The sequence below is a fragment of the Stenotrophomonas sp. CFBP 13724 genome, assembly GCF_014841975.1.
Taxonomy (GTDB): Bacteria; Pseudomonadota; Gammaproteobacteria; order Xanthomonadales; family Xanthomonadaceae; genus Stenotrophomonas; species Stenotrophomonas lacuserhaii.
Genome location: NZ_JACYUW010000001.1, coordinates 1,050,876 through 1,070,900, shown reverse-complemented (window position 1 = coordinate 1,070,900; position 20,025 = coordinate 1,050,876). Strand labels below are relative to the sequence as shown.

At 66.1% G+C, this 20,025-nt stretch carries 17 protein-coding genes; 10 read left to right on the top strand and 7 right to left on the bottom strand.

Going from position 1 to position 20,025, the window contains the following annotated elements; translation table 11 throughout:
• The first annotated feature begins 153 nt into the window (after nt 1-153).
• The 3 genes from IFT63_RS04670 to IFT63_RS04660 are packed head-to-tail and all read left to right on the top strand — an operon-like array spanning nt 154 to nt 5,279.
• Nucleotides 154-810 carry a TetR/AcrR family transcriptional regulator C-terminal domain-containing protein gene (locus tag IFT63_RS04670; protein ID WP_192084135.1) on the top strand — a complete coding sequence of 219 codons (657 nt, stop codon included), beginning with the start codon at nt 154-156 and terminating at the stop codon, nt 808-810.
• The gene (locus tag IFT63_RS04665) at nt 810-2,090 is read left to right on the top strand and encodes an efflux RND transporter periplasmic adaptor subunit (RefSeq protein WP_192083381.1); all 1,281 of its coding nucleotides are present in this window, start codon (nt 810-812) and stop codon (nt 2,088-2,090) included. The genes IFT63_RS04670 and IFT63_RS04665 overlap by 1 nt, the downstream gene beginning before the upstream one ends.
• Before the next feature lie 15 nt (nt 2,091-2,105).
• Nucleotides 2,106-5,279 (top strand): multidrug efflux RND transporter permease subunit, encoded by a 3,174-nt coding sequence (locus IFT63_RS04660; protein ID WP_042614880.1) that lies wholly within the window; start codon nt 2,106-2,108, stop codon nt 5,277-5,279.
• A 101-nt stretch (nt 5,280-5,380) separates the two neighbouring features.
• On the opposite strand, the gene IFT63_RS04655 is transcribed toward IFT63_RS04660, so the two are convergent.
• The 3 genes from IFT63_RS04655 to IFT63_RS04645 all read right to left on the bottom strand — a co-directional run bounded on the left by IFT63_RS04655 (nt 5,381) and on the right by IFT63_RS04645 (nt 7,913).
• A complete protein-coding gene (locus IFT63_RS04655) occupies nt 5,381-5,674 on the bottom strand; it encodes a hypothetical protein (RefSeq protein WP_192083380.1) in 294 nt (97 codons plus the stop codon).
• An 89-nt stretch (nt 5,675-5,763) separates the two neighbouring features.
• Nucleotides 5,764-6,912, bottom strand: a complete 1,149-nt coding sequence (locus IFT63_RS04650) for an acyl-CoA dehydrogenase family protein (RefSeq protein ID WP_192083379.1) — start codon at nt 6,910-6,912, stop codon at nt 5,764-5,766.
• A gap of 491 nt (nt 6,913-7,403) precedes the next feature.
• A complete protein-coding gene (locus IFT63_RS04645) occupies nt 7,404-7,913 on the bottom strand; it encodes a transposase (protein WP_342450460.1) in 510 nt (169 codons plus the stop codon).
• 344 nt (nt 7,914-8,257) lie between these two features.
• Here IFT63_RS04645 and IFT63_RS04640 point away from each other — a divergent pair, with 344 nt between their 5' ends.
• Genes IFT63_RS04640 through metH form a run of 3 tightly spaced genes read left to right on the top strand, consistent with a single transcriptional unit; the run spans nt 8,258 to nt 12,982 of the window.
• On the top strand, nt 8,258-9,187 hold the full coding sequence (locus IFT63_RS04640) for a metalloregulator ArsR/SmtB family transcription factor (protein ID WP_192083378.1): 930 nt from the start codon (nt 8,258-8,260) through the stop codon (nt 9,185-9,187).
• Between the two features lie 7 nt (nt 9,188-9,194).
• Nucleotides 9,195-10,301 (top strand): homocysteine S-methyltransferase family protein, encoded by a 1,107-nt coding sequence (locus IFT63_RS04635; protein WP_192083377.1) that lies wholly within the window; start codon nt 9,195-9,197, stop codon nt 10,299-10,301.
• Nucleotides 10,298-12,982, top strand: a complete 2,685-nt coding sequence (metH, locus tag IFT63_RS04630) for a methionine synthase (protein WP_192083376.1) — start codon at nt 10,298-10,300, stop codon at nt 12,980-12,982. The genes IFT63_RS04635 and metH overlap by 4 nt, the downstream gene beginning before the upstream one ends.
• A gap of 200 nt (nt 12,983-13,182) precedes the next feature.
• Here the strand turns inward: metH and IFT63_RS04625 are convergent, their stop codons facing one another.
• The 4 genes from IFT63_RS04625 to IFT63_RS04610 form a co-directional block, all read right to left on the bottom strand.
• Entirely contained in the window at nt 13,183-13,878 is a 696-nt protein-coding gene (locus tag IFT63_RS04625) for a DUF2058 family protein (protein WP_192083375.1), read from the bottom strand.
• Nucleotides 13,879-13,887: 9 nt separating this feature from the next.
• Complete coding sequence (locus tag IFT63_RS04620; RefSeq protein ID WP_101100590.1) at nt 13,888-14,130, bottom strand: SlyX family protein; 243 nt, start codon at nt 14,128-14,130, stop codon at nt 13,888-13,890.
• A gap of 81 nt (nt 14,131-14,211) precedes the next feature.
• Nucleotides 14,212-15,192 carry an FKBP-type peptidyl-prolyl cis-trans isomerase gene (locus IFT63_RS04615; RefSeq protein ID WP_192083374.1) on the bottom strand — a complete coding sequence of 327 codons (981 nt, stop codon included), beginning with the start codon at nt 15,190-15,192 and terminating at the stop codon, nt 14,212-14,214.
• 95 nt (nt 15,193-15,287) lie between these two features.
• Nucleotides 15,288-15,791, bottom strand: a complete 504-nt coding sequence (locus tag IFT63_RS04610; RefSeq protein WP_192084133.1) for a glutathione peroxidase — start codon at nt 15,789-15,791, stop codon at nt 15,288-15,290.
• Nucleotides 15,792-16,867: 1,076 nt separating this feature from the next.
• On the opposite strand from IFT63_RS04610, the gene IFT63_RS04605 reads away from it, so the two are divergent.
• Genes IFT63_RS04605 through IFT63_RS04590 form a run of 4 tightly spaced genes read left to right on the top strand, consistent with a single transcriptional unit; the run spans nt 16,868 to nt 20,015 of the window.
• A complete protein-coding gene (locus IFT63_RS04605) occupies nt 16,868-17,230 on the top strand; it encodes a GntR family transcriptional regulator (protein ID WP_057687616.1) in 363 nt (120 codons plus the stop codon).
• Nucleotides 17,227-18,102 carry an ABC transporter ATP-binding protein gene (locus IFT63_RS04600; protein ID WP_042615509.1) on the top strand — a complete coding sequence of 292 codons (876 nt, stop codon included), beginning with the start codon at nt 17,227-17,229 and terminating at the stop codon, nt 18,100-18,102. Before IFT63_RS04605 ends, IFT63_RS04600 begins: the two co-directional genes overlap by 4 nt.
• The gene (locus tag IFT63_RS04595) at nt 18,099-19,115 is read left to right on the top strand and encodes an ABC-2 transporter permease (protein WP_192083373.1); all 1,017 of its coding nucleotides are present in this window, start codon (nt 18,099-18,101) and stop codon (nt 19,113-19,115) included. Before IFT63_RS04600 ends, IFT63_RS04595 begins: the two co-directional genes overlap by 4 nt.
• A gap of 18 nt (nt 19,116-19,133) precedes the next feature.
• The gene (locus tag IFT63_RS04590; protein WP_192083372.1) at nt 19,134-20,015 is read left to right on the top strand and encodes a DUF2807 domain-containing protein; all 882 of its coding nucleotides are present in this window, start codon (nt 19,134-19,136) and stop codon (nt 20,013-20,015) included.
• Nucleotides 20,016-20,025: the final 10 nt, after the last annotated feature.

Genomic DNA, 20,025 nt, shown 5'->3' with positions numbered 1-20,025 from the left:
TCGGACGCAGCGACCGGACGCACCGTTCACCCACGTACGGCTGTCGCGACCGGCGGTCGATGCCGACAGGATCGGCAAAGCCTGTGACAGAACATGCCGCAACACGTCTCAAAACGTTTCCACAATCCTGAACTGGACGGTATAGTCCACTCCGTGAACCCCGCTCCCCTCCCCGCTGCCGACATGGACGCGCGCGATCTTCGTGTGTTCGATGCGGTGCGCGAACTGCTCGCCCGGCATGGCATGCAGATGAGCATGGAAGCAGTAGCCCAGCACGCGGGGTGCTCCAAGCAGACCCTGTATTCGCGCTACGGCAGCAAGCAGGAACTGATGCGCCGGGTAGTGGAACGGCACGTCTGCCGGGCCACAGCCGGGTTGCGCGGCCTGCGCGAAGACGACCTGCGCGGCAGCCTGATGCAGTTCGCCACCGATTATCTCGAGCATTTCAACCAGCCGCACGTCGCCCAGGCCTGCCGGATGATTTCCGCCGATGCGGCGCAGTTTCCCGACGAGGCCCGCAGCCTGTGGCGCGACGGCACCGGGACGCTGACGCTTCACCTTGCTGAATGGATCGAATCCGCGATCACGCGGGGGCAGCTTCGGCATGACGACCCGCACTTCATGGCCGAGCTGCTAATCAGCATGATCGGTGGCCAGGATTTCGATCGGCAACGCTTCCACATGCCTCATCGCGACGACGCCGGGACGCGTCGGCGCTGGGCTGGATTTTCCGTCGACAGCTTCCTGCGCGCGTTCGCGCCGGCCGCTTCGCCCCAACCGCATTCAAACCAACTCCGGAGTTTCTCCTGATGATCGCCCCACTCCGCACCCTCGTACTGACGTGCGCTGTTGCCATTGCCCTGGCTGGCTGCAAGAAAGAAGAACAGCAGGCACCGCCGCCGCCGGAAGTGGGCGTGATCGATGCCAAGCCGCAGACCCTGCCGCTGCAGCGTGAGCTGGTGGGCCGGCTGTCGCCGTTCCGCAGCGCTGATGTCCGCGCCCGCGTGCCGGGCGTGCTGCTCAAGCGCGTCTACCAGGAAGGCAGCGAGGTCAAGCAGGGCCAGACCCTGTTCCTGATCGACCCGGCGCCGCTGCGTGCCGAGCTCAACGCCTCCGAAGCCCAGCTCGCCTCGGCCCGTGCCAGCTATGCCAACGCCAAGGTGGCAGCGGATCGCGCCCGTTCGCTGGCCCCGCAGAAGTACGTTTCCAAGGCCGACCTGGACAATGCCGAGTCGGCCGAGCGCACCGCGCTGGCAGCGGTCAAGCAGTCCGAAGCCGCCGTGAGCAGCTCGCGCATCAGCCTGGGCTACGCCGAAGTCACCGCGCCGATCAGCGGCGTGGCCGGCAAGCAGCAGGTCACCGAAGGCGCGCTGGTCGGCCAGGGCGACGTCACCCTGCTGACCACCGTGGACCAGCTGGATCCGCTGTACGTGAACTTCTCGCTGAGCGTGGACGAGCTGTCACAGCTGCGTGCCGCACAGGCCAAGGGGGCCCTGGCGCTGAGCGGCGATGGCAAGGCCACCGTGCAGGTCAAGCTCTCCGATGGCACCACCTACGGGCAGAACGGCACGCTGGACTTCTCCTCGACCACGGTCGATCCGGCCACCGGCGCGGTATCGCTGCGCGCGGTGCTGCCGAACCCGGACCGGATCCTGCTGCCCGGCGCCTTCGTCAGCTTCCAGGCCACCCTGGGCGAGCGCAACAACGCCTACCTGGTGCCGCAGCAGGCGCTGCTGCGTGATGCCACCGGCGGCTACCTGATGGTGGTCGGGGCCGATGGCAAGGTGGTGCGCCGCAACGTCAAGACCGAAGGCGCGCAGGGCGGCAACTGGCTGGTCACCGATGGCCTGCAGCCGGGTGACAAGGTGGTGGTCGCCGGCGTGCAGAAGGTCAAGGAAGGCGCACCGGCAACGGCCAAGCCGTGGAGCCCGGAGCAGGCTGCCGCCGCTGCCAAGGGTGCACCGGCGCAGGGCCAGGCGCCGGCCGCCCAGGGTGATGCCGCCGCCGATGCGGCCGCGCCCGATGCAGCCCAGCAGGCTCCGGCCGCTGCCGAGCAGGCAGCGCCGGCCTCCGATTCGACCAAGCAGTAACGGGAAAACTCCGTCATGCCTAAATTTTTCATCGAACACCCGGTCTTTGCCTGGGTGGTAGCGATCCTGATCTCGCTCAGCGGCGTGATCGCGATCCTCAACCTGGGTGTGGAGTCCTACCCCAGCATCGCCCCGCCACAGGTCACCGTGTCGGCCACCTACCCGGGCGCCAGCGCGGACACCACGGAAAAATCGGTCACCCAGGTGATCGAGCAGCAGCTGACCGGTATCGATCACCTGCTGTATTTCAGCTCCTCGTCCTCGTCCAATGGCCGCGCCACGGTCACCCTGACCTTCGAAACCGGCACCGATGCGGATATCGCCCAGGTGCAGGTGCAGAACAAGGTCTCGCTTGCGACCCCGCGACTGCCCAGCGAAGTGACCCAGCAGGGCGTGGTGGTGGCCAAGGCCAATGCCGGCTTCCTGATGGTGGTGGCGCTGCGTTCGGATACCGGCGGCAACAGCCGTGACGCGCTGAACGACATCGTGGCCTCGCGCGTGCTGGACCAGGTCTCGCGTATTCCCGGCGTGGGCAGCACCCAGCAGTTCGGTGGCGAGTACGCCATGAACATCTGGCTCAACCCCGAGCGCATGCAGGGCTACGGCCTGTCGGCCAGCCAGGTGTTGGCGGCGGTGCGCGAGCAGAACGTGCAGTTCGCCGCCGGTTCGCTGGGTTCGGACCCGGCCCCGGTGGGCCAGCACTTCACCGCCACGGTATCGGCCGAAGGCCGCTTCAGCACTCCCGAAGAGTTCGAGAACATCATCCTGCGCGCCAACCCGGATGGCTCGCGCGTGCTGTTGAAGGACATCGCCCGGATCGGCTTCGGTGCGGGCAACTACGGCTTTGATACGCAGTACAACGGCAAGCCGACCGGTGCCTTCGCCATCCAGCTGCTGCCCGGTGCGAATGCACTGAACGTGGCCGAAGCGGTGCGCGCGAAGATGGACGAGCTGCAACCGAGCTTCCCGGCCGGTGTCAGCTGGTTCTCGCCGTACGACAGCACCACCTTCGTGAAGATCTCCATCGAAGAAGTGATCAAGACGCTGGTCGAGGCCATCATCCTGGTCTTCCTGGTGATGCTGATCTTCCTGCAGAACTTCCGGGCCACCCTGATCCCGACGCTGGTGATCCCGGTCGCGCTGCTGGGTACGTTCCTGGGCATGTGGATGATCGGCTTCACGATCAACCAGCTGACCCTGTTCGCGCTGGTGCTGGCGATCGGCATCGTGGTCGATGACGCGATCGTGGTGATCGAGAACGTCGAACGCATCATGACCGACGAAGGGATGGCGCCGAAACAAGCCACCCAGAAGGCAATGACCCAGATCACCGGCGCGGTGGTGGCCATCACCGTGGTGCTGGCGGCGGTGTTCATCCCATCTGCGCTGCAGGGCGGTGCGGCCGGTGAGATCTACAAGCAGTTCGCGCTGACGATCGCCATCTCGATGGCGTTCTCGGCGTTCCTGGCGCTGGGCTTCACCCCGGCGCTGTGCGCGACCTTCCTCAAGCCGACGCACAACGACAAGCCGAACATCGTCTACCGCACCTTCAACAAGTACTACGACAGGATCAGCGGCACCTACGTGGGCCACATCACCTCGGCGGTGAAGCATGCGCCGCGCTGGATGATCCTGTTCGTGGTGCTCGGTGCGTTGTGCGCGTTCCTGTTCACCCGCATGCCGGGCAGCTTCCTGCCCGAGGAAGACCAAGGCTACGCACTGGCCATCGTGCAGCTGCCGCCGGGTTCGACCAAGACCCAGACCAACGAAGTGTTCGCGCAGATGCGTGGCATCCTGGAAAAGCAGGAGGGCTTCGAAGGCCTGCTGCAGATCGCAGGTTTCAGCTTCGTCGGTTCCGGCGAAAACGTGGGTATGGGCTTCATCCGGCTCAAGCCCTGGGCCGACCGCGAGGTCACCGTGCCCGAGCTGATCGGCAACATGAACGGCGCGTTCTACGGCATCAAGGAAGCGCAGATCTTCGTGGTCAACCTGCCTACCGTGCAGGGCCTGGGCCAGTTCGGCGGCTTCGACATGTGGCTGCAGGACCGTACCGGTGCAGGCTTCGAGCAGCTCACCAATGCCCGTAACACCCTGCTGGGTGCGGCCGCGCAGAAGAGCGACCTGCTGACCGGCGTGCGCCCCAATGGCCTGGAAAACGCCCCGCAGCTGGCCCTGCACGTGGACCGCGTGCAGGCGCAGGCGATGGGCATGTCGGTGTCGGACGTGTACAGCACCATCCAGCTGATGCTGGCGCCGGTGTACGTCAACGACTTCTTCAGCGAAGGCCGCATCAAGCGCGTGACCATGCAGGCCGATGCGCCGTACCGCACCGGCGAAGCATCGCTGAAGAGCTTCTACAGCCCGTCCACGCTGGACACCAATGCCGACGGCACCAGCACGATGATCCCGCTGAGCACTGTGGTGCGCTCGGAATGGGTATCGGCGCCGCCGTCGCTGAGCCGCTACAACGGCTACTCGGCGGTGAACATCGTGGGCTCGCAGGCACCAGGGCGCAGCTCCGGTGAAGCGATGACTGCGATGGAAGACATCGTCCGCGATGAACTGCCGGCCGGCTTCGGCTACGACTGGTCCGGCATGTCCTACCAGGAAATCCTGGCGGGCAACGCCGCCACGCTGCTGCTGGTACTGTCCATCGTGGTGGTGTTCCTGTGCCTTGCCGCGCTGTATGAAAGTTGGTCGATCCCGGTCGCCGTGCTGCTGGTGGTGCCGCTGGGCGTGCTCGGTGCGCTGGTGTTCTCGATGGCCCGCGGCCTGCCCAACGATCTGTTCTTCAAGATCGGCCTGATCACGGTGATCGGCCTGGCGGCGAAGAACGCAATCCTGATCGTGGAGTTCGCGGTGGAACAGCGCGCTGCCGGCAGGACCCTGCGCGACGCCACCATCGAGGCGGCCCGCCTGCGCTTCCGTCCGATCCTGATGACCTCCTTCGCCTTCATCATGGGCGTGATCCCGATGGCCATCTCCACCGGCGCCGGTGCCAATTCCCGCCACGCCATCGGTACCGGCGTGATCGGCGGGATGGTGTTCGCCACCTTCCTCGGCCTGCTGATGATCCCGGTGTTCTTCATCGTGGTCCGCCGCATGCTGGGCGACAAGCTGGACGAGCCCTCCAAGGAGTTCGTGGAGCGCCAGCACGAAGCAGAGGGCGCACACCGCCCGGACCGCTGAGGGTAGTGACGGCCGCTGAGCGTCATGCCTTTCCAGCCGTCACGCTTCAAATGAAAAGGCCCCGGATCACTCCGGGGCCTTTTTTCATTCGCACCCGCCACTCAACGCAGTACGGCAACCACCGCGCACGCCAACACGATGGTCAGCGATGGCCATTGCATGGGCAGGTAGAAGAAGTGATGCCGCGCCGGCACGCCCTCGGGGCGCACGCCGCGATTGAGCACGAACCCCAGCACCACGTTGATTGCCGCGCCGATGCCGCAACCCAGCAGGAACTGCGCCAAGGTGATGTTGCCCTTGGCGACGGACGGATCGGGGTACAGCCAGAGCAGCAACAGCACTGCGACGATCGGTGTCAGCAGGGTAAAGAACCCTGCACCGCGATAGATGACCATGCCCGTACCTGTTTTGAAAGGACGGGCATTCTAGGTGATCGCAGCAATGAAGCGGCTCATGGATCCGCTTCATTGCGTTCGCCCAAGCCTCAGCGCAGGCCGGTTTCGTTGCGCGCGATGACCAGACGCTGGATCTCCGAGGTGCCTTCGTAGATCTCGGTGATCTTGGCGTCACGGAAGTAACGCTCCAGCGGCATTTCCTTCGAATAGCCCATGCCGCCATGGATCTGCACGGCCTGGTGGGTGATCCACATCGCCGCTTCGGATGCGGTCAGCTTGGCGATCGCCGCTTCGTTGCTGAAACGCTTGCCCTCTCCCTTCACCCATGCCGCACGCAGGGTCAGCAGCAGGGCCGCGTCCAGTTTGCACTTCATGTCGGCGATCTTGGCCTGGGTCATCTGGAACGTGCCGATGGCCGCACCGAACGCCTTGCGCTCCTTCACATATTCGATCGTCGCTTCATACGCCGCACGGGCAATGCCGATGGCCTGCGAGGCGATGCCGATGCGGCCGGCGTCGAGCACGCCCATCGCGATCTTGAAACCCTCGCCTTCCTGGCCCAGCACGTCTTCAGCCTGCGCCACGTAATCGTTGAACTCGATCTCGCAGGTCGCCGATGCGCGGATACCGAGCTTGGGCTCGGTCTTGCCGCGGCTGAAGCCCGCGTTGTCGGTGTCGATCAGGAACGCGGTGATGCCCTTGGCGCCTTTGTCCGCATCGGTCATCGCGAACAGGACGATGTACTTGGCCACCGGACCGGAGGTGATCCAGCTCTTTTTGCCGTTGATCACGTAGCTGCCGTCGGCCTGCTTGACCGCGCGGCAGCGCATGGCCGTGGCATCCGAGCCGGACTGCGGCTCGGTCAGTGCGAAGGCGCCGATGGCGGTCCCTTCGGCGATGGCGCGCACGTACTTCTGCTTCTGGGCTTCATTGCCGTGGGTGAGGATGCCGTTGCAGAACAGCGAATTGTTGACCGACATGATGGTCGAATGGGCCGCGTCACCGGCAGCGACTTCCACCATGGCCAGCACGTAGGCGATCGGGTCCATGCCCGCGCCGCCATACTCGGCCGGCACTTCGATGCCCATCAACCCGTTCTCGCCCAGCAGCTGGATGTTGGCCAGCGGGAACTCGCCGGTGCGGTCATGGTGCTCGGCGCTGGGCGCGATTTTTTCCTGCGCGATGCGGCGCGCGACGTCCTGCAGCATCAACTGCTCTTCGGTAAAGCTGAAATCCACAACGACCCCTCCCGAGTAATGAATCAGGGATTGTACTGGGGGCGGGGTATCGCCAGCTGACTGGGGCGCTGAACCTTGAAGTCCTCCACCCACGCACCGCTGCGCTCGCCTGGTAGCGCCGAGCCGTGCTCGGCGGATTCCCTCCGCCGATGCACCGCTGCGCTCGCCGACCATGGGTCGGCGCTACCGTCTGGCCGCCCTGTTGGCCGCCCTTCCCCGCTTTGGTAGCGCCGAGCCGTGCTCGGCGGAACCCCTCCGCCCACGGCCCGCTGCGCTCGCCGACCATGGGTCGGCGCCACCGTCTTGGCCGCCCTGGTAGCGCCGAGCCGTGCTCGGCGGAATCCCTCCGCCCATGCACCGCTGCGCTCGCCGACCATGGGTCGGCGCTACCCTCGCCGCCCTGGTAGCGCCGAGCCGTGCTCGGCGGATTCCCTCCGCCCACGGCCCGCTGCGCTCGCCGACCATGGGTCGGCGCTACCGATCCGAACGCGTCAGGGATCCATGGGCCAGCGGCACCAGGCAAAGGGATAGAGACCCAGTCGATCGACAAGACCCGCTCTTACGGGATTGGCCGCGATGTAGCGCGCCTGCTTGAGCAGCGATTCGTCCGACCGCAGCGCGTGCTCGAAGTAGCTGGGCTGCCATAGCCGTGACGCGGATCCGGCCGCTTGACCGATCAGACGGCTGCTGCGTGATTTGAACCGTTGCATGCAGGCACCCAGCGTGCCCTGGCGCAGCTGCAGCAACCAATGCACGTGGTCGGGCATGACGACCCAGGCGAAGGTATGGCTGGTACCCGCACGCTCGATGTCACGCAGGCAATCGACAACGATCGCGGCATTGCTGGAAACCTCGAACACTGGACGACGTGCGCGGGTAACCGTGGTCAGGACGTAGACGCTGCCTGGGCGAGAAAAGCGCCCGCGGTGGAGATGGCGACTCGACATACACCAAGTCTCGGGCAGGCGTTCATATGCGGGGATCAGCAGATCAAGCAGCATTGGATGGGAAAAGCGCCTGGTAGCGCCGAGCCATGCTCGGCGGAATCCCTCCGCCCACGTACCGCTGCGCTCGCCGACCGTGGGTCGGCGCTACCGTCTGGCCCTGGTAGCGCCGAGCCGTGCTCGGCGGAATCCCTCAGCCCACGCACCGCTGCGCTCGCCGACCGTGGGTCGGCGCTACCGTCTGGCCGCCCGGTAGCGCCGAGCCATGCTCGGCGGAATCCCTCCGCCCACGCACCGCTTCGCTCGCCGACCATGGGTCGGCGCTACCGCCGACCTCCGGTTGCTTGACCGTTCATCGCCTGCAGGCGAAAATATCTCTCTATCGCGATAGGTGGATATTTATGGATCTCGAGGACTGGTCGACCCGGCTGAAAGTGTTCGCCGACGCCACCCGGGTGCGCCTGCTGGCGCTGCTGGAGCAGGAAGAACTGACCGTGGCCGAGCTTTCGGCGATCACCCGGCTGGCCCAGCCACGGGTATCGACGCATCTGGCACGCCTGAAAGAGGCCGGGCTGGTGCGCGACCGGCGCGCGGGCGTGTCCGCGTATTACCGCTTCGACGACGCCCAGCTGGACCCGGCACAGCGCGCATTGTGGCATGCCTTGAGCACCGGCAGCGACGACCCGCTGCTGCGCCAGGATGCCGAACGCGTGGCCTCGGTGCTGGCCAGCCGTGCCGCCGACCAGAACTGGGCCGACAGCGTGGCCGGTGACATGGAACGCCATTACTCCCCGGGGCGCACCTGGGAAGCCCTGGCGCGCACTGCGCTGCCACTGCTGGAAACCGGCGACGTGCTGGATATCGCCTCTGGCGATGGCGTGCTCGCCGAACTGGTGGCCCCGCATGCCAGCCGCTATGTCTGCATCGACACGAGCGCGCGCGTGGTCGCCGCCGCCAGCGAGCGCCTGCGCCGCCTGCCCAACGTGGAAGTGCGCGAAGGCGACATGCATGCCCTCCCCTTCAAGGACCGCAGCTTCGATCTGGTGGTGCTGATGCATGCACTCACCTACGCCGCCAAGCCGGCCCAGGCGGTGACCGAAGCGGCGCGCGTGCTGCGCCCGGGCGGCCGTCTGCTGCTGTGCAGTTTGGCCCGCCATGAACACAAGGCGGCGGTGGACGCCTACGGCCACGTCAACCTCGGCTTCAGTGACAAGGAGCTGCGCAAGTTCGTCGAAAAGGCCGGGCTGCAGGTATCGAGCCTGGAGACGGTGACGCGCGAAAAGCGCCCGCCGCATTTCGAAGTCATTTCGCTGATCGCCAACAAAGCCTGAGGTCGCCGTGCCCGCCCTGCCCTGGTTGCATCCCGAACGTGCCACTGCCCTGCTGAGCGCCCTGCGCGAACGCATCCTGATCATTGACGGTGCGATGGGGACGATGATCCAGCGCCATGGGCTGCAGGAGGACGATTATCGGGGTGAGCGCTTCATCGGCGGCGTGGATACCCGTGCCGACGGCCACGTGCATGGCGCCGGCTGCGACCATGGTCCGGTGCAGGAGCAGGACCTGAAGGGCAACAACGACCTGCTGCTGCTGACCCGGCCGGAAATCATCGCCGGCATCCATACCGAGTATCTGCAGGCTGGCGCGGACTTAGTGGAGACCAACACCTTCAACGCCACTTCGGTCAGCCAGGCCGACTACCATCTCGAGCATCTGGTGTACGAACTGAACAAGGCCGGCGCCGCCGTGGCGCGTGCCTGCTGCGATGCGATGGAAGCGACCACGCCGGACAAGCCGCGCTTCGTCATCGGGGTGCTCGGCCCAACCAGCCGCACCGCCTCGATCAGCCCGGACGTCAACGATCCCGGCTTCCGCAACACCAGCTTCGACGAGCTGCGCGGCACCTATCGCGAGGCCATCGACGGGCTGATCGATGGTGGTGCCGATACGTTGATGGTGGAAACCATCTTCGACACGCTCAACGCCAAGGCAGCGCTGTTCGCCGTGGAAGAGGCCTTCGATGCGCGCGGCGCACGCCTGCCGGTGATGATTTCCGGCACCATCACCGATGCCTCCGGACGCACCCTGTCCGGGCAGACCGCCGAAGCCTTCCATGCCTCGCTGGCGCATGCGCGACCGCTGTCGATCGGGCTCAACTGCGCACTCGGCGCCGATGCGATGCGCCCGCATGTCGAAACCCTGTCCCAGGTGGCCGGCTGCTACATCAGCGCCCACCCCAATGCCGGCCTGCCCAATGCGTTTGGCGAGTACGACGAAACCCCCGAAGAGATGGCCGCCACCCTGCGTGGCTTCGCCACTGATGGCCTGCTGAACCTGGTCGGCGGCTGCTGCGGCAGCACCCCGTCGCATATCCGCGCCATCGCCGAGGCGGTCGCCGGCCTGCCGCCGCGTGCGCTACCTGGCGCAAGGGAGCAGGCGGCATGAGCAAGGCCCCTCATACCCGCCTGTCCGGACTGGAACCGCTGGTCATCACCCCGGACCTGCTGTTCATCAACATCGGCGAGCGCACCAACGTCACCGGCAGCGCCCAGTTCCGCAAGCTGGTCAAGGAAGAGCGCTACGAGGAAGCGGTCGACGTGGCGCGCCAGCAGGTGGCCAGCGGTGCGCAGATTCTCGACGTCAACATGGACGAAGGCCTGATCGATTCGGAGGCGGCGATGACCCGCTACCTCAACCTGATCATGTCCGAGCCGGACATCGCGCGCATCCCGGTGATGGTCGATTCCTCCAAGTGGAGCGTGATCGAGGCCGGGCTGAAATGCCTGCAGGGCAAGAGCGTGGTCAATTCGATCTCGCTCAAGGAAGGCGAAGACCTGTTCCGCGAGCATGCGCGCAAGGTCCTGCGCTACGGCGCCGCTGCGGTGGTGATGGCCTTCGATGAAGCCGGCCAGGCCGATACCTGCGCACGCAAGGTCGAGATCTGCACGCGGGCGTACCGCATCCTGGTGGATGAAATCGGCTTCCCGCCGCAGGACATCATCTTCGACCCGAACATCTTCGCCGTCGCCACCGGCATCGAAGAGCACGACAACTACGCGGTGGACTTCATCGAAGCCACCCGCATCATCAAGCGCACGCTGCCGCACTGCCATGTCTCCGGCGGCGTGTCCAACGTGTCCTTCTCCTTCCGCGGCAACGAGACGGTGCGCCAGGCGATCCACTCGGTGTTCCTGTACCACGCCATCGCCGCCGGCATGGACATGGGCATCGTCAACGCCGGCGCGATGCCGATCTACGACGAACTGGACGCGGAGCTGAGCGAACGCGTGGAGGACGTGATCCTCAACCGCCGCGCCGATGGCACCGAGCGCCTGCTTGAAATCGCCGAGCGCTACAAGGGCAGCAAGGGCGCGGCGAGGATCGAAGACCTGGCCTGGCGTGAGAAGCCGGTCACCGACCGCCTGGCCCACGCGCTGGTGCACGGCCTGGATGCCTGGGTCGAGCAGGACACCGAAGAAGCGCGGCAGGCCTCCACGCGCCCGCTGGATGTCATCGAAGGTCCGCTGATGAACGGCATGAACGTGGTCGGCGATCTGTTCGGCGCCGGCAAGATGTTCCTGCCGCAGGTGGTCAAGTCGGCGCGGGTGATGAAGAAGGCGGTGGCCTACCTGCTGCCCTGGATCGAAGCGGAAAAACTGCGCAGCGGCGACACCGCGCGCAGCAACGGCAAGATCATCATGGCTACGGTCAAGGGCGATGTGCACGACATCGGCAAGAACATCGTCGGCGTGGTCCTGGCCTGCAACAACTTCGAGGTGATCGACCTGGGCGTGATGGTGCCGGCGCAGAAGATCCTCGACGCCGCACGCGCCGAGAACGCCGACATCATCGGACTGTCCGGCCTGATCACCCCGTCTCTGGAGGAAATGAGCCACGTGGCCCGCGAGATGCAGCGCCAGGGCTTCGAGCTGCCGTTGATGATCGGCGGCGCCACCACCTCGCGCGCGCACACCGCGCTGAAGATCGACCCGCATTACAAGGCACCCACGGTGTGGGTGAAGGATGCCTCGCGTGCGGTCGGCGTGGCGCAGTCGCTGATCTCGCGTGACCTACGCGACGCCTTCGTGGCCGCCAACGAAGCCGACTACGCCGACATCCGGCTGCGCCACAGCAACCGCGGCGATGCCAAGCGCCTGGTCAGCCTGGCCCACGCACGCGGGCAGCGTTTCGATGGCGGCTGGGCGGACTACGTGCCGCCGGCGCCGAACCAGCCCGGACTGCATGTGTTCGATGACTATCCCTTGGCCGAACTGGTGGAATACATCGACTGGACGCCGTTCTTCCAAGCCTGGGAGCTGGCCGGCAAGTATCCGGCGATCCTCACCGATGAGATCGTCGGCAGCCAGGCCAGCGAGCTGTATCACGACGCGCGGCAGATGCTGGACCGCATCGTCAAAGAGCGGTGGCTGCAGGCACGCGCGGTGTTCGGGCTGTGGCCGGCCAACAGCGTGGGCGATGACGTCCGCGTCCAGCACCCAGACGGCGAGGCCACGCTGCATTTCCTGCGCCAGCAGGTCGACAAGCCGGCCGAGCGTCCGGATTTCTGCCTGGCCGATTTCATCGCCCCCGCCGACAGCGGTCGCCAGGACTGGATCGGTGCGTTCGCGGTGACCGCGGGAATCGGCATCGATGCGCACGTGGCGCGCTTCGAGGCCGCCCATGATGACTACAACGCAATCCTGCTCAAGGCCTTGGCCGACCGCTTCGCCGAAGCGCTGGCCGAGCGCCTGCACCAGCGCGTGCGCAAGGAATTCTGGGGCCACGCCAACGACGAGACTCTCGACAACGACGCGCTGATCGCCGAGAAGTACAGCGGCATCCGGCCTGCTCCCGGCTATCCGGCCTGCCCGGAACACAGCGAGAAGGACACCCTGTTCCGGCTGCTGGACGCACAGGGCAACGCCGGCATGCAGCTGACCGAAAGCTTCGCGATGCTGCCCACGGCCGCGGTTTCGGGCTACTACTTCAGCCACCCGAAGAGCCAGTATTTCGTGGTTGGCCGGGTCAGCCGCGAGCAGGTCACCGATTACGCCCGGCGCAAGGGCGTGGACCGCGTGCAGGCAGAGCGCTGGCTGGCCTCCAACCTGGATTACGATCCGGAATAAGGCCGCGAACCGCCCGCTGCGCTCGCCGACCATGGGTCGGCGCTACCGATGCCGGACGGGAATAATGCCGCGAACCGCCCGCTGGGCTCGCCGACCGTGGGTCGGCGCTACCGATGCTGGCCGGGGGTAGCGCCGAGCCGTGCTCGGCGAGCGCAGCGGCAAAAGCCGCCGAGCATGGCTCGGCAATAGCGTGGCGGCGCTTACCAGACCAGGTCGTCAGGCACCTGATACTGCGGATCGGCGTAGGGATCATCCTCGGCCGGTGCGTTCGGGTCCACCTTCAGCGCCACGGCCTGGGCGAAGATCGCCTCGGCCTGGGCCAGCATCTCCGCGGTCACCAGCATGTAGCGTCCGGCGACCTGCACCACGCCCAGTTCGCCGGCGTTGAGTGCCTTCAGCTGGTCGGCGGTGACGTAGATGCGCTTGATCTTGCCGCCGTACGGGAAGTGCCGCGCGATCTCGGCCTCATCCACGTTCAACGAGGCGTCCTTCAGCAGCACTTCCAGCTTCGCCTTCGCCTCGCGGCGCACGCGGGCTTCTTCCTGCTTCTGGCGCTCGGCTTCGATGCGCTCTTCCTTCTCACGCTGCGCACGGATGGCATAGGCTTTGGCCAGGTCCATTTCTTCCTGCGAGCGCGGCTTGCGTGCGCCCTGTGGACGCGTGCCGGGACGGTTGCCGGGGCTGCCGGCATTACCCGGGCGGGCAGACGCTGGGCGGTTTTCACCCGGCTTGCCGTGGTTCGGCCGGGCACCGGCGGGCGCAGGCTTGCCGCCCGCGGGGCGGCCATCACGACGCGCCTCCGGCTTGCGGTCCGGCTTGCGGTCATTGCTGCGTTCAGGCTTCGGCGCGGGCTTGAAGCCCAGGCCCATCAGCTGGTCGCGGAGGGTATCGCTCATAAGGACAGATCAGTAGTGCGGCGGTGGCGGCTCATCCACCGGATCAGAGGAATACAGCGCGTTGCGGACCTTGCCCAGGTCCTCCAGCAATACCCGCATCAGGCCCTCGTTGCGGGAGCCCTCCATGCGTGCATCGGCCAGCGCCTCGCTCAGCTCGGCCAATGCCTGCTCCTGGAAGGAGACACGCATTTCCAGCTCGACCAGACGCGCTTCAAGCGCCTGCTCGCGTTCGCTCGATGAAGTTTCAGACATGCGTTGATCGTCCCCGGCCAATGACATGGAGCGCCAGTCCCGCCGGTTGTCCCGGCGGGTATGGCAGGGCGCGTGCGTGCCTTACGGCTGCACGGAAATGAGTTCGACGTCGAAGGTCAACGTGGCGTTCGGACCGATCGGGCCACCCTGGGTGCCGTTCTCGCCGTAGGCCAGCTCACCGGGGATCCAGAAGCGGTACTTCGAGCCCACCGGCATCAGCGAAACGCCTTCGGTCCAGCCCTTGATCACCTGGTCCAGGCCGAACTCGACCGGCTGGCCGCGCTGGTAGCTGCTGTCGAAGACGGTGCCGTCCAGCAGCTTGCCTTCGTAGTTCACCTTGACCTTGCTGCTCGGCAGCGGGCGCTCGCCGCTGCCCGGGCGGATGACCTGGTACTGCAGGCCCGACGGGGTGGTGACCACGCCCGGCACGGTCTTGTTCTTGGCCAGGAACGCATTGCCTTCCTGACGGTTGGTCTGGCCCAGCTGCGCAGCCTTGGCCTGCATTTCAGCCTGCTTGGTGGCCATGAAGGACTGCAGGATCGCCGCGCCCTCTTCCTGGCTCAGTTTCGGCTGGCCACCATCGAAGGCGGTCTTGACCGCGTCGAACAGCGCGTCCAGTTCAATGTCACCCTTCAGCTCGGCCAGCGACGGGCCGACCATGTAGCTGCCCAGCATCAGGCCAACCTGGCGGTTGTCCACCTTCGGCGGCGCCGAACCCGGTGCCTGGCCCGGAACCTGCTGGCCATTGGCGATCGCCATGGAGGTACGCAGCGCCGTGTCGGTCTTCTGCGCATCGGCCTGGGTGATCAGCGGCTGCTTGCCATCGAAGGTGGCCTGCACGGCTTCACGCATGGCGGCCAGGTCGATGTGCGTCTTGATCGCTTCGAGCGAACGGGCGACATCGCCGCCGATGGCATAGCCGAGCTTCTGCTTGGAATTCAAATTACTGGTCTCCTTGGCTGCTGCCGGGGCGGCAGCCGGTTGCTGCGACAGCGCCACGCCGGTGGTGCCCATCGCCAGAATCAGAACCGACGCCGCAGCGCCACGCATTCCCATCTTCATGTGTTGCATTCCTGGAAGTGAAAAAACGCCGACGTCGGCGCGAAAACACGCATTGTCGCACGCGTGTCCGATATGTCGAGGCGCACGTGCGTCGTTCAATGACCCGCAGGGGCCGCCAACGCGCGTTCGATCGCCGCCACCAGTTCCTTGTCATCCGGCTTCACCCGGCTCGGGAACTGGGCGATGACCGTGCCATCGCGACCGATCAGGTACTTGTGGAAGTTCCAGCCCGGCGCTACGCCGGTGGCGGCGGTCAGCCCCTTGTACAGCGGGGTCGCCTGATCCCCGACGACATGCACCTTTTCGAACATCGGGAACTTGACCCCATAGGTCAGGGTGCAGAACTCCTGGATGTCTTTCTCGTCGCCCGGCTCCTGTCCCTTGAAGTCATTGGACGGGAAGCCCAACACGCTCAGGCCGCGCGCGGAATACGACTTCTGCAGCGCTTCCAGGCCCTCGTACTGTGGGGTGAAGCCGCACTTGCTGGCGGTATTGACCACCAGCAGCACGCGCCCGTGATAGCGCTGGGCCAGGTTCACCGGGTCCTTGCCGGCCAGCGGGCGGTAGGCGACGTCCAGCAGGCCGGCGGCCGAGGCCATCAGCGGCAAGGCCAGGCTTGCGGCCAGCAGCAGCGAACCCAGCAGACGGGGCAGGACCGGGCCGCGGCGCGGCAGGGAAACAGATCGCAGCATGGAAGGTGTTCCTGGCAGGAATAAAGGGCCGGACGCGGGTCCGTATTTCGCCACGGACTATACCACTGGGCCCTGTGCGGCCTTTGTCGGCGATCGCGCAGCGCGCGTTGGCTGGCTTCGGTCGGGGTGGGTCGAACGGGTGGAAACCCCCTCGCGGGTGGCTGTAGTTGGGTTGCTGCTGGGGCCGGGCGGGGAGGCTGTGCGGGGCACGCGCAAATACGTCCATGTAGCTCTTCGCGGCTCCTGCCGCTCAAGGCCCCGCACAGCCTCCCCGCCCGGCCCGCTGACAGGTTCCGGCGGCCGCCACCCGCGTTGGAAAAAGAGAAGAAAAGCGGTAGCGCCGACCCATGGTCGGCGAGCGCAGCGGGCCCTTGGCGGGAACATTCCGCCGACCATGGGTCGGCGCTACCGAAGGTCCGATGGCCCCCATGGACCCGTCGAAGGTGGGGCGGGGTGGCTGTGCAGGACCGTCTTTTCGCATGGATGCGAAAAGCGAGCCTCCATGGACGGATTCACGGCGTGTCCTGCACAGCCGCCCCGTCCCGCCAGCAAGCAGCCCTGCGGCTCTTGAGGTTGACGTTGCTTCGCTTCGGCTTGAAAACGCAACCGCCGGGCGATGCCCGGACCACCCCTGCCATCAGTTGGTGACGCGGAACGCTTGCACTCTGAATCTGTGGTGTTATAGTTGACTACAACACCAGTCACCTGAGACAGGGGGAACCGATGAATACGTCAGTCCAACGTCGCATGACCCGTACGGCCGCCAGCGCGGCGGGCCTGCTGCTCCTGTCTTTGTGGTTCGGTGTGGCGCACGGCGGTGCCGACGAAAGCGAAGCCGCCTCCGCCCTCGACAGCCTGCAGGACGCAGGAATGCCGGACGCTGGGAATGCAACGCCGGCACCCTCCCCCCCGCGGCGGCTGAACAGCTCCCTGTCCATGCCGTATTTTTCTTTCGCACAGTCGCTGAATCCCCGGAGCTGACCATGAGCGATATCCAGTGGAGCGATGGCGCCCCCATCTACCGTCAGCTGAAGGAGCGCGTGATTGCCATGATGCTTGACGGAATCATCAAGCCGGGCGACGCCCTGCCCTCGGTCCGCCAGGTGGCGGCCGATTACCAGCTCAACCCCATTACCGTGTCCCGTGCCTATCAGGAGCTGGCCGACGAAGGCCTGGTCGAAAAGCGCCGCGGCCTGGGCATGTTCATGACCGAAGAAGCGGCCACGCAGTTGCGCAGCAGCGAGCGCGATCGCTTCCTCAACGAAGAATGGCCGGCCGTGCTCGAGCGCATCCAGCGCCTGGGCCTGGACGTGAACGAACTGTTGACCCAGGGGAAACTCTCATGAACGCCGCAGCACACCAGGATGTGATCACCGCGCGGGGCCTGCGCAAGGCCTACAAGCGCACCCTCGCGCTGGACAACACCAGCTTCAGCATTCCGGCCGGCCGCATCGTCGGCCTGATCGGCCCCAATGGCGCCGGCAAGACCACCGCGCTCAAGGCGCTGCTGGGCCTGACCTCGGTGGAAGGCGAGCTGAGCGTGCTCGGCAAGGATCCGCGCAGCCACCGCGATGAGCTGATGAACGATATCTGCTTCATCGCCGACGTGGCCGTGCTGCCGCGCTGGCTGAAGGTCCGCGAAGCCATCGATTTCGTTGCCGGGGTGCATCCGCGCTTCGACCGCGCCCGCTGCGAGCGCTTCCTGTCCACCACCAAACTGCAGCCGAAGCAGCGCGTGCGCGAGCTGTCCAAGGGCATGATCGTGCAGCTGCACCTGGCCCTGGTGATGGCCATCGATGCCCGCGTGCTGGTGCTGGACGAGCCCACCCTGGGGCTGGACATCCTGTACCGCAAGGAGTTCTACCAGCGCCTGCTGGAAGACTACTTCGACGAGCAGAAGACGATCATCGTCACCACCCACCAGGTGGAGGAGATCGAGCACATCCTGACCGACGTCATGTTCATCCGTGACGGCAAGGTCGTGCTCAGCGCCGAAATGGACGAGGTCGGCGAGCGCTACACCGAAGTGCTGGTGAACGCCGACCAGCTCGATACCGCCCGCGCGCTCAAGCCGATCGACGAGCGCAGCCTGCCCTTCGGCAAATCCGTGCTGCTGTTCGACAACGTGCCGCGCAGCCAGCTGGCAACGCTCGGCGAAACCCGCAACCCCGGCCTGGCCGACCTTTTCGTCGCCATCATGAAGGGAACCTACGCATGAACGCCGTGAACCATCCGATCAGCAAGGCCGGCACCCTGCGCTGGCTGCTCAAGCGCGAATACTGGGAAAACCGCGGCGGCTTCCTGTATGCCCCGATCATCGCCGGCATCGCCTCGCTGGTGATGAGCACCATCGGCATCATCATCGGCCTGTTCGTGCTGCGCCGCGCCGCTTCGCAGGGCGACCTGCACATCAACAACAGCAACATCCAGGTCAACGGCCTGGACCTGGACCTGCTGACCCGCCAGCTGGATCCCAACGACCTGGTGGACCTCGGCAACGGCCTGGATGCAACGCTGGCGCTGAGCTCGGCGTGGCCGTTCGTGGTGCTGGCCTTCGTTGTGTTCTTCTACTGCCTGGGCGCGCTGTATGACGACCGTCGTGACCGCAGCATCCTGTTCTGGAAGTCGTTGCCGCTGTCGGACACCCAGACCGTGCTGTCCAAGGTCATCAGCGCGATCGTGATCGCTCCGCTGATCGCCGTGGCGGCCTCGGTCCTGACCATGCTGTGCTTCCTGGGGGTGATTTCGATCGTCGCCCTGACCCATGGCGGCGACCCGATGTCGCTGATCTGGGGGCCCTCCAGCCCGCTGCTGCTGGCCGCTGGCCACCTGAGCTGGATCCCGGTGTTCGCCCTGTGGTCGCTGCCGACCGTCGGCTGGCTGCTGCTGTGCTCGTCCTGGGCCAAGAGCAAGCCATTCCTGTGGGCGGTGATGCTGCCGCTGTTTGCCGGCATCGTGGTCAGCACCACCAAGGTGATGGGCCTGCTGGACATGACCAGCGGATGGTTCTGGCAGCACATCGTCGGCCGCCTGTTGCTGGGCACCGTGCCCGGCGTGGAACTGGCCTACCGCTCCGGTGCAGCCAGAGACGCCGAATCGATCGTCGAACTGCTGTCGCCGTCCAACCAGCTCGGTGCACTGGCCATGCCGGACCTCTGGATCGGCGCCGCGGTCGGCATCGTCTTCATCTTCCTCGCCATCCGCCTGCGCCGCCGCGCCGGCGAAATCTGAGTCAAGGAGCCACCCGCCATGCGTACCCTGCTTGCCTGCGCCACCCTGATGCTGCTGCCGCTGTCCGCCCTGGCCAACGACGCACCCTGCAAGTTCACCGACAACCGTGACCTGAAGCTGGAACTGGCCGGTGCGAAGACCGTGGTGCTGGAGGTCAACCAGCATGACCTGCACGTGGTCGCCGGCAGCGGCCCGGCGCAGCTGTCCGGCCGGGCGTGTGCCTCCAGTGCCGACTGGCTGCGCGACCTGACCCTGACCCAGCAGCGCAGCGGCGACAAGCTGGTGGTCAGCCTGCGCCGCGAGGGCCAGCAGGGCATCGTGATCGGCGACAACTACGCGTGGCTGGACATCCGCGGCAGTGTGCCGGCCGATGTCATGGTGCAGCTGAAGGTCGGCTCCGGTGATGCGCATGTGGAAGGCGCGCGCTCGCTCAGCGTGGACGTGGGCTCCGGCGATGCCGATGTGCTGCGCACCCAGGGCAGCGTGCATGCCGCAGTCGGCTCCGGTGACCTGATGATCGACGGAGCCGACAGCCTGAATCTGCTGTCGGTGGGCTCCGGCGATGCAAAGGTATCCAACATCCGCCGCGACCTAACCGTTGGCAGCATCGGCTCGGGCGACCTGGAACTGCGCGATGTGGGTGGCAACGTTGCCATCCGCACCATCGGTTCCGGCGACGCCGACGCCCGCCAGGTGCGCGGTAACGTGGAGATCGGTGTGCTCGGCTCCGGCGATGTCGAACTGCGTGATGTCGGCGGCAACCTGCTGGTCGGCAGCCACGGCTCGGGCGGCATCCGGGTTGACGGCGTGGGCGGCAACCTCACTGTCCAGCGCAGTGGCAGCGGCGATGTCCGCCACAGCGGCGTGCGCGGCACCGTTACCCTTCCCCGCGGCAAGTAACCAGACAGAC

Bases quoted from the DNA above. Each gene is read 5' to 3' on its own strand.
- IFT63_RS04665 (WP_192083381.1), top strand. From the start codon at position 810: ATGATCGCCCCACTCCGCACCCTCGTACTGACGTGCGCTGTTGCCATT.
- IFT63_RS04660 (WP_042614880.1), top strand. From the start codon at position 2,106: ATGCCTAAATTTTTCATCGAACACCCGGTCTTTGCCTGGGTGGTAGCG.
- IFT63_RS04655 (WP_192083380.1), bottom strand. From the start codon at position 5,674: ATGGTCATCTATCGCGGTGCAGGGTTCTTTACCCTGCTGACACCGATC.
- IFT63_RS04645 (WP_342450460.1), bottom strand. From the start codon at position 7,913: ATGCTGCTTGATCTGCTGATCCCCGCATATGAACGCCTGCCCGAGACT.
- IFT63_RS04640 (WP_192083378.1), top strand. From the start codon at position 8,258: ATGGATCTCGAGGACTGGTCGACCCGGCTGAAAGTGTTCGCCGACGCC.
- metH (WP_192083376.1), top strand. From the start codon at position 10,298: ATGAGCAAGGCCCCTCATACCCGCCTGTCCGGACTGGAACCGCTGGTC.
- IFT63_RS04625 (WP_192083375.1), bottom strand. From the start codon at position 13,878: ATGAGCGATACCCTCCGCGACCAGCTGATGGGCCTGGGCTTCAAGCCC.
- IFT63_RS04620 (WP_101100590.1), bottom strand. From the start codon at position 14,130: ATGTCTGAAACTTCATCGAGCGAACGCGAGCAGGCGCTTGAAGCGCGT.
- IFT63_RS04615 (WP_192083374.1), bottom strand. From the start codon at position 15,192: ATGAAGATGGGAATGCGTGGCGCTGCGGCGTCGGTTCTGATTCTGGCG.
- IFT63_RS04610 (WP_192084133.1), bottom strand. From the start codon at position 15,791: ATGGCCTCGGCCGCCGGCCTGCTGGACGTCGCCTACCGCCCGCTGGCC.
- IFT63_RS04605 (WP_057687616.1), top strand. From the start codon at position 16,868: ATGAGCGATATCCAGTGGAGCGATGGCGCCCCCATCTACCGTCAGCTG.
- IFT63_RS04600 (WP_042615509.1), top strand. From the start codon at position 17,227: ATGAACGCCGCAGCACACCAGGATGTGATCACCGCGCGGGGCCTGCGC.
- IFT63_RS04595 (WP_192083373.1), top strand. From the start codon at position 18,099: ATGAACGCCGTGAACCATCCGATCAGCAAGGCCGGCACCCTGCGCTGG.
- IFT63_RS04590 (WP_192083372.1), top strand. From the start codon at position 19,134: ATGCGTACCCTGCTTGCCTGCGCCACCCTGATGCTGCTGCCGCTGTCC.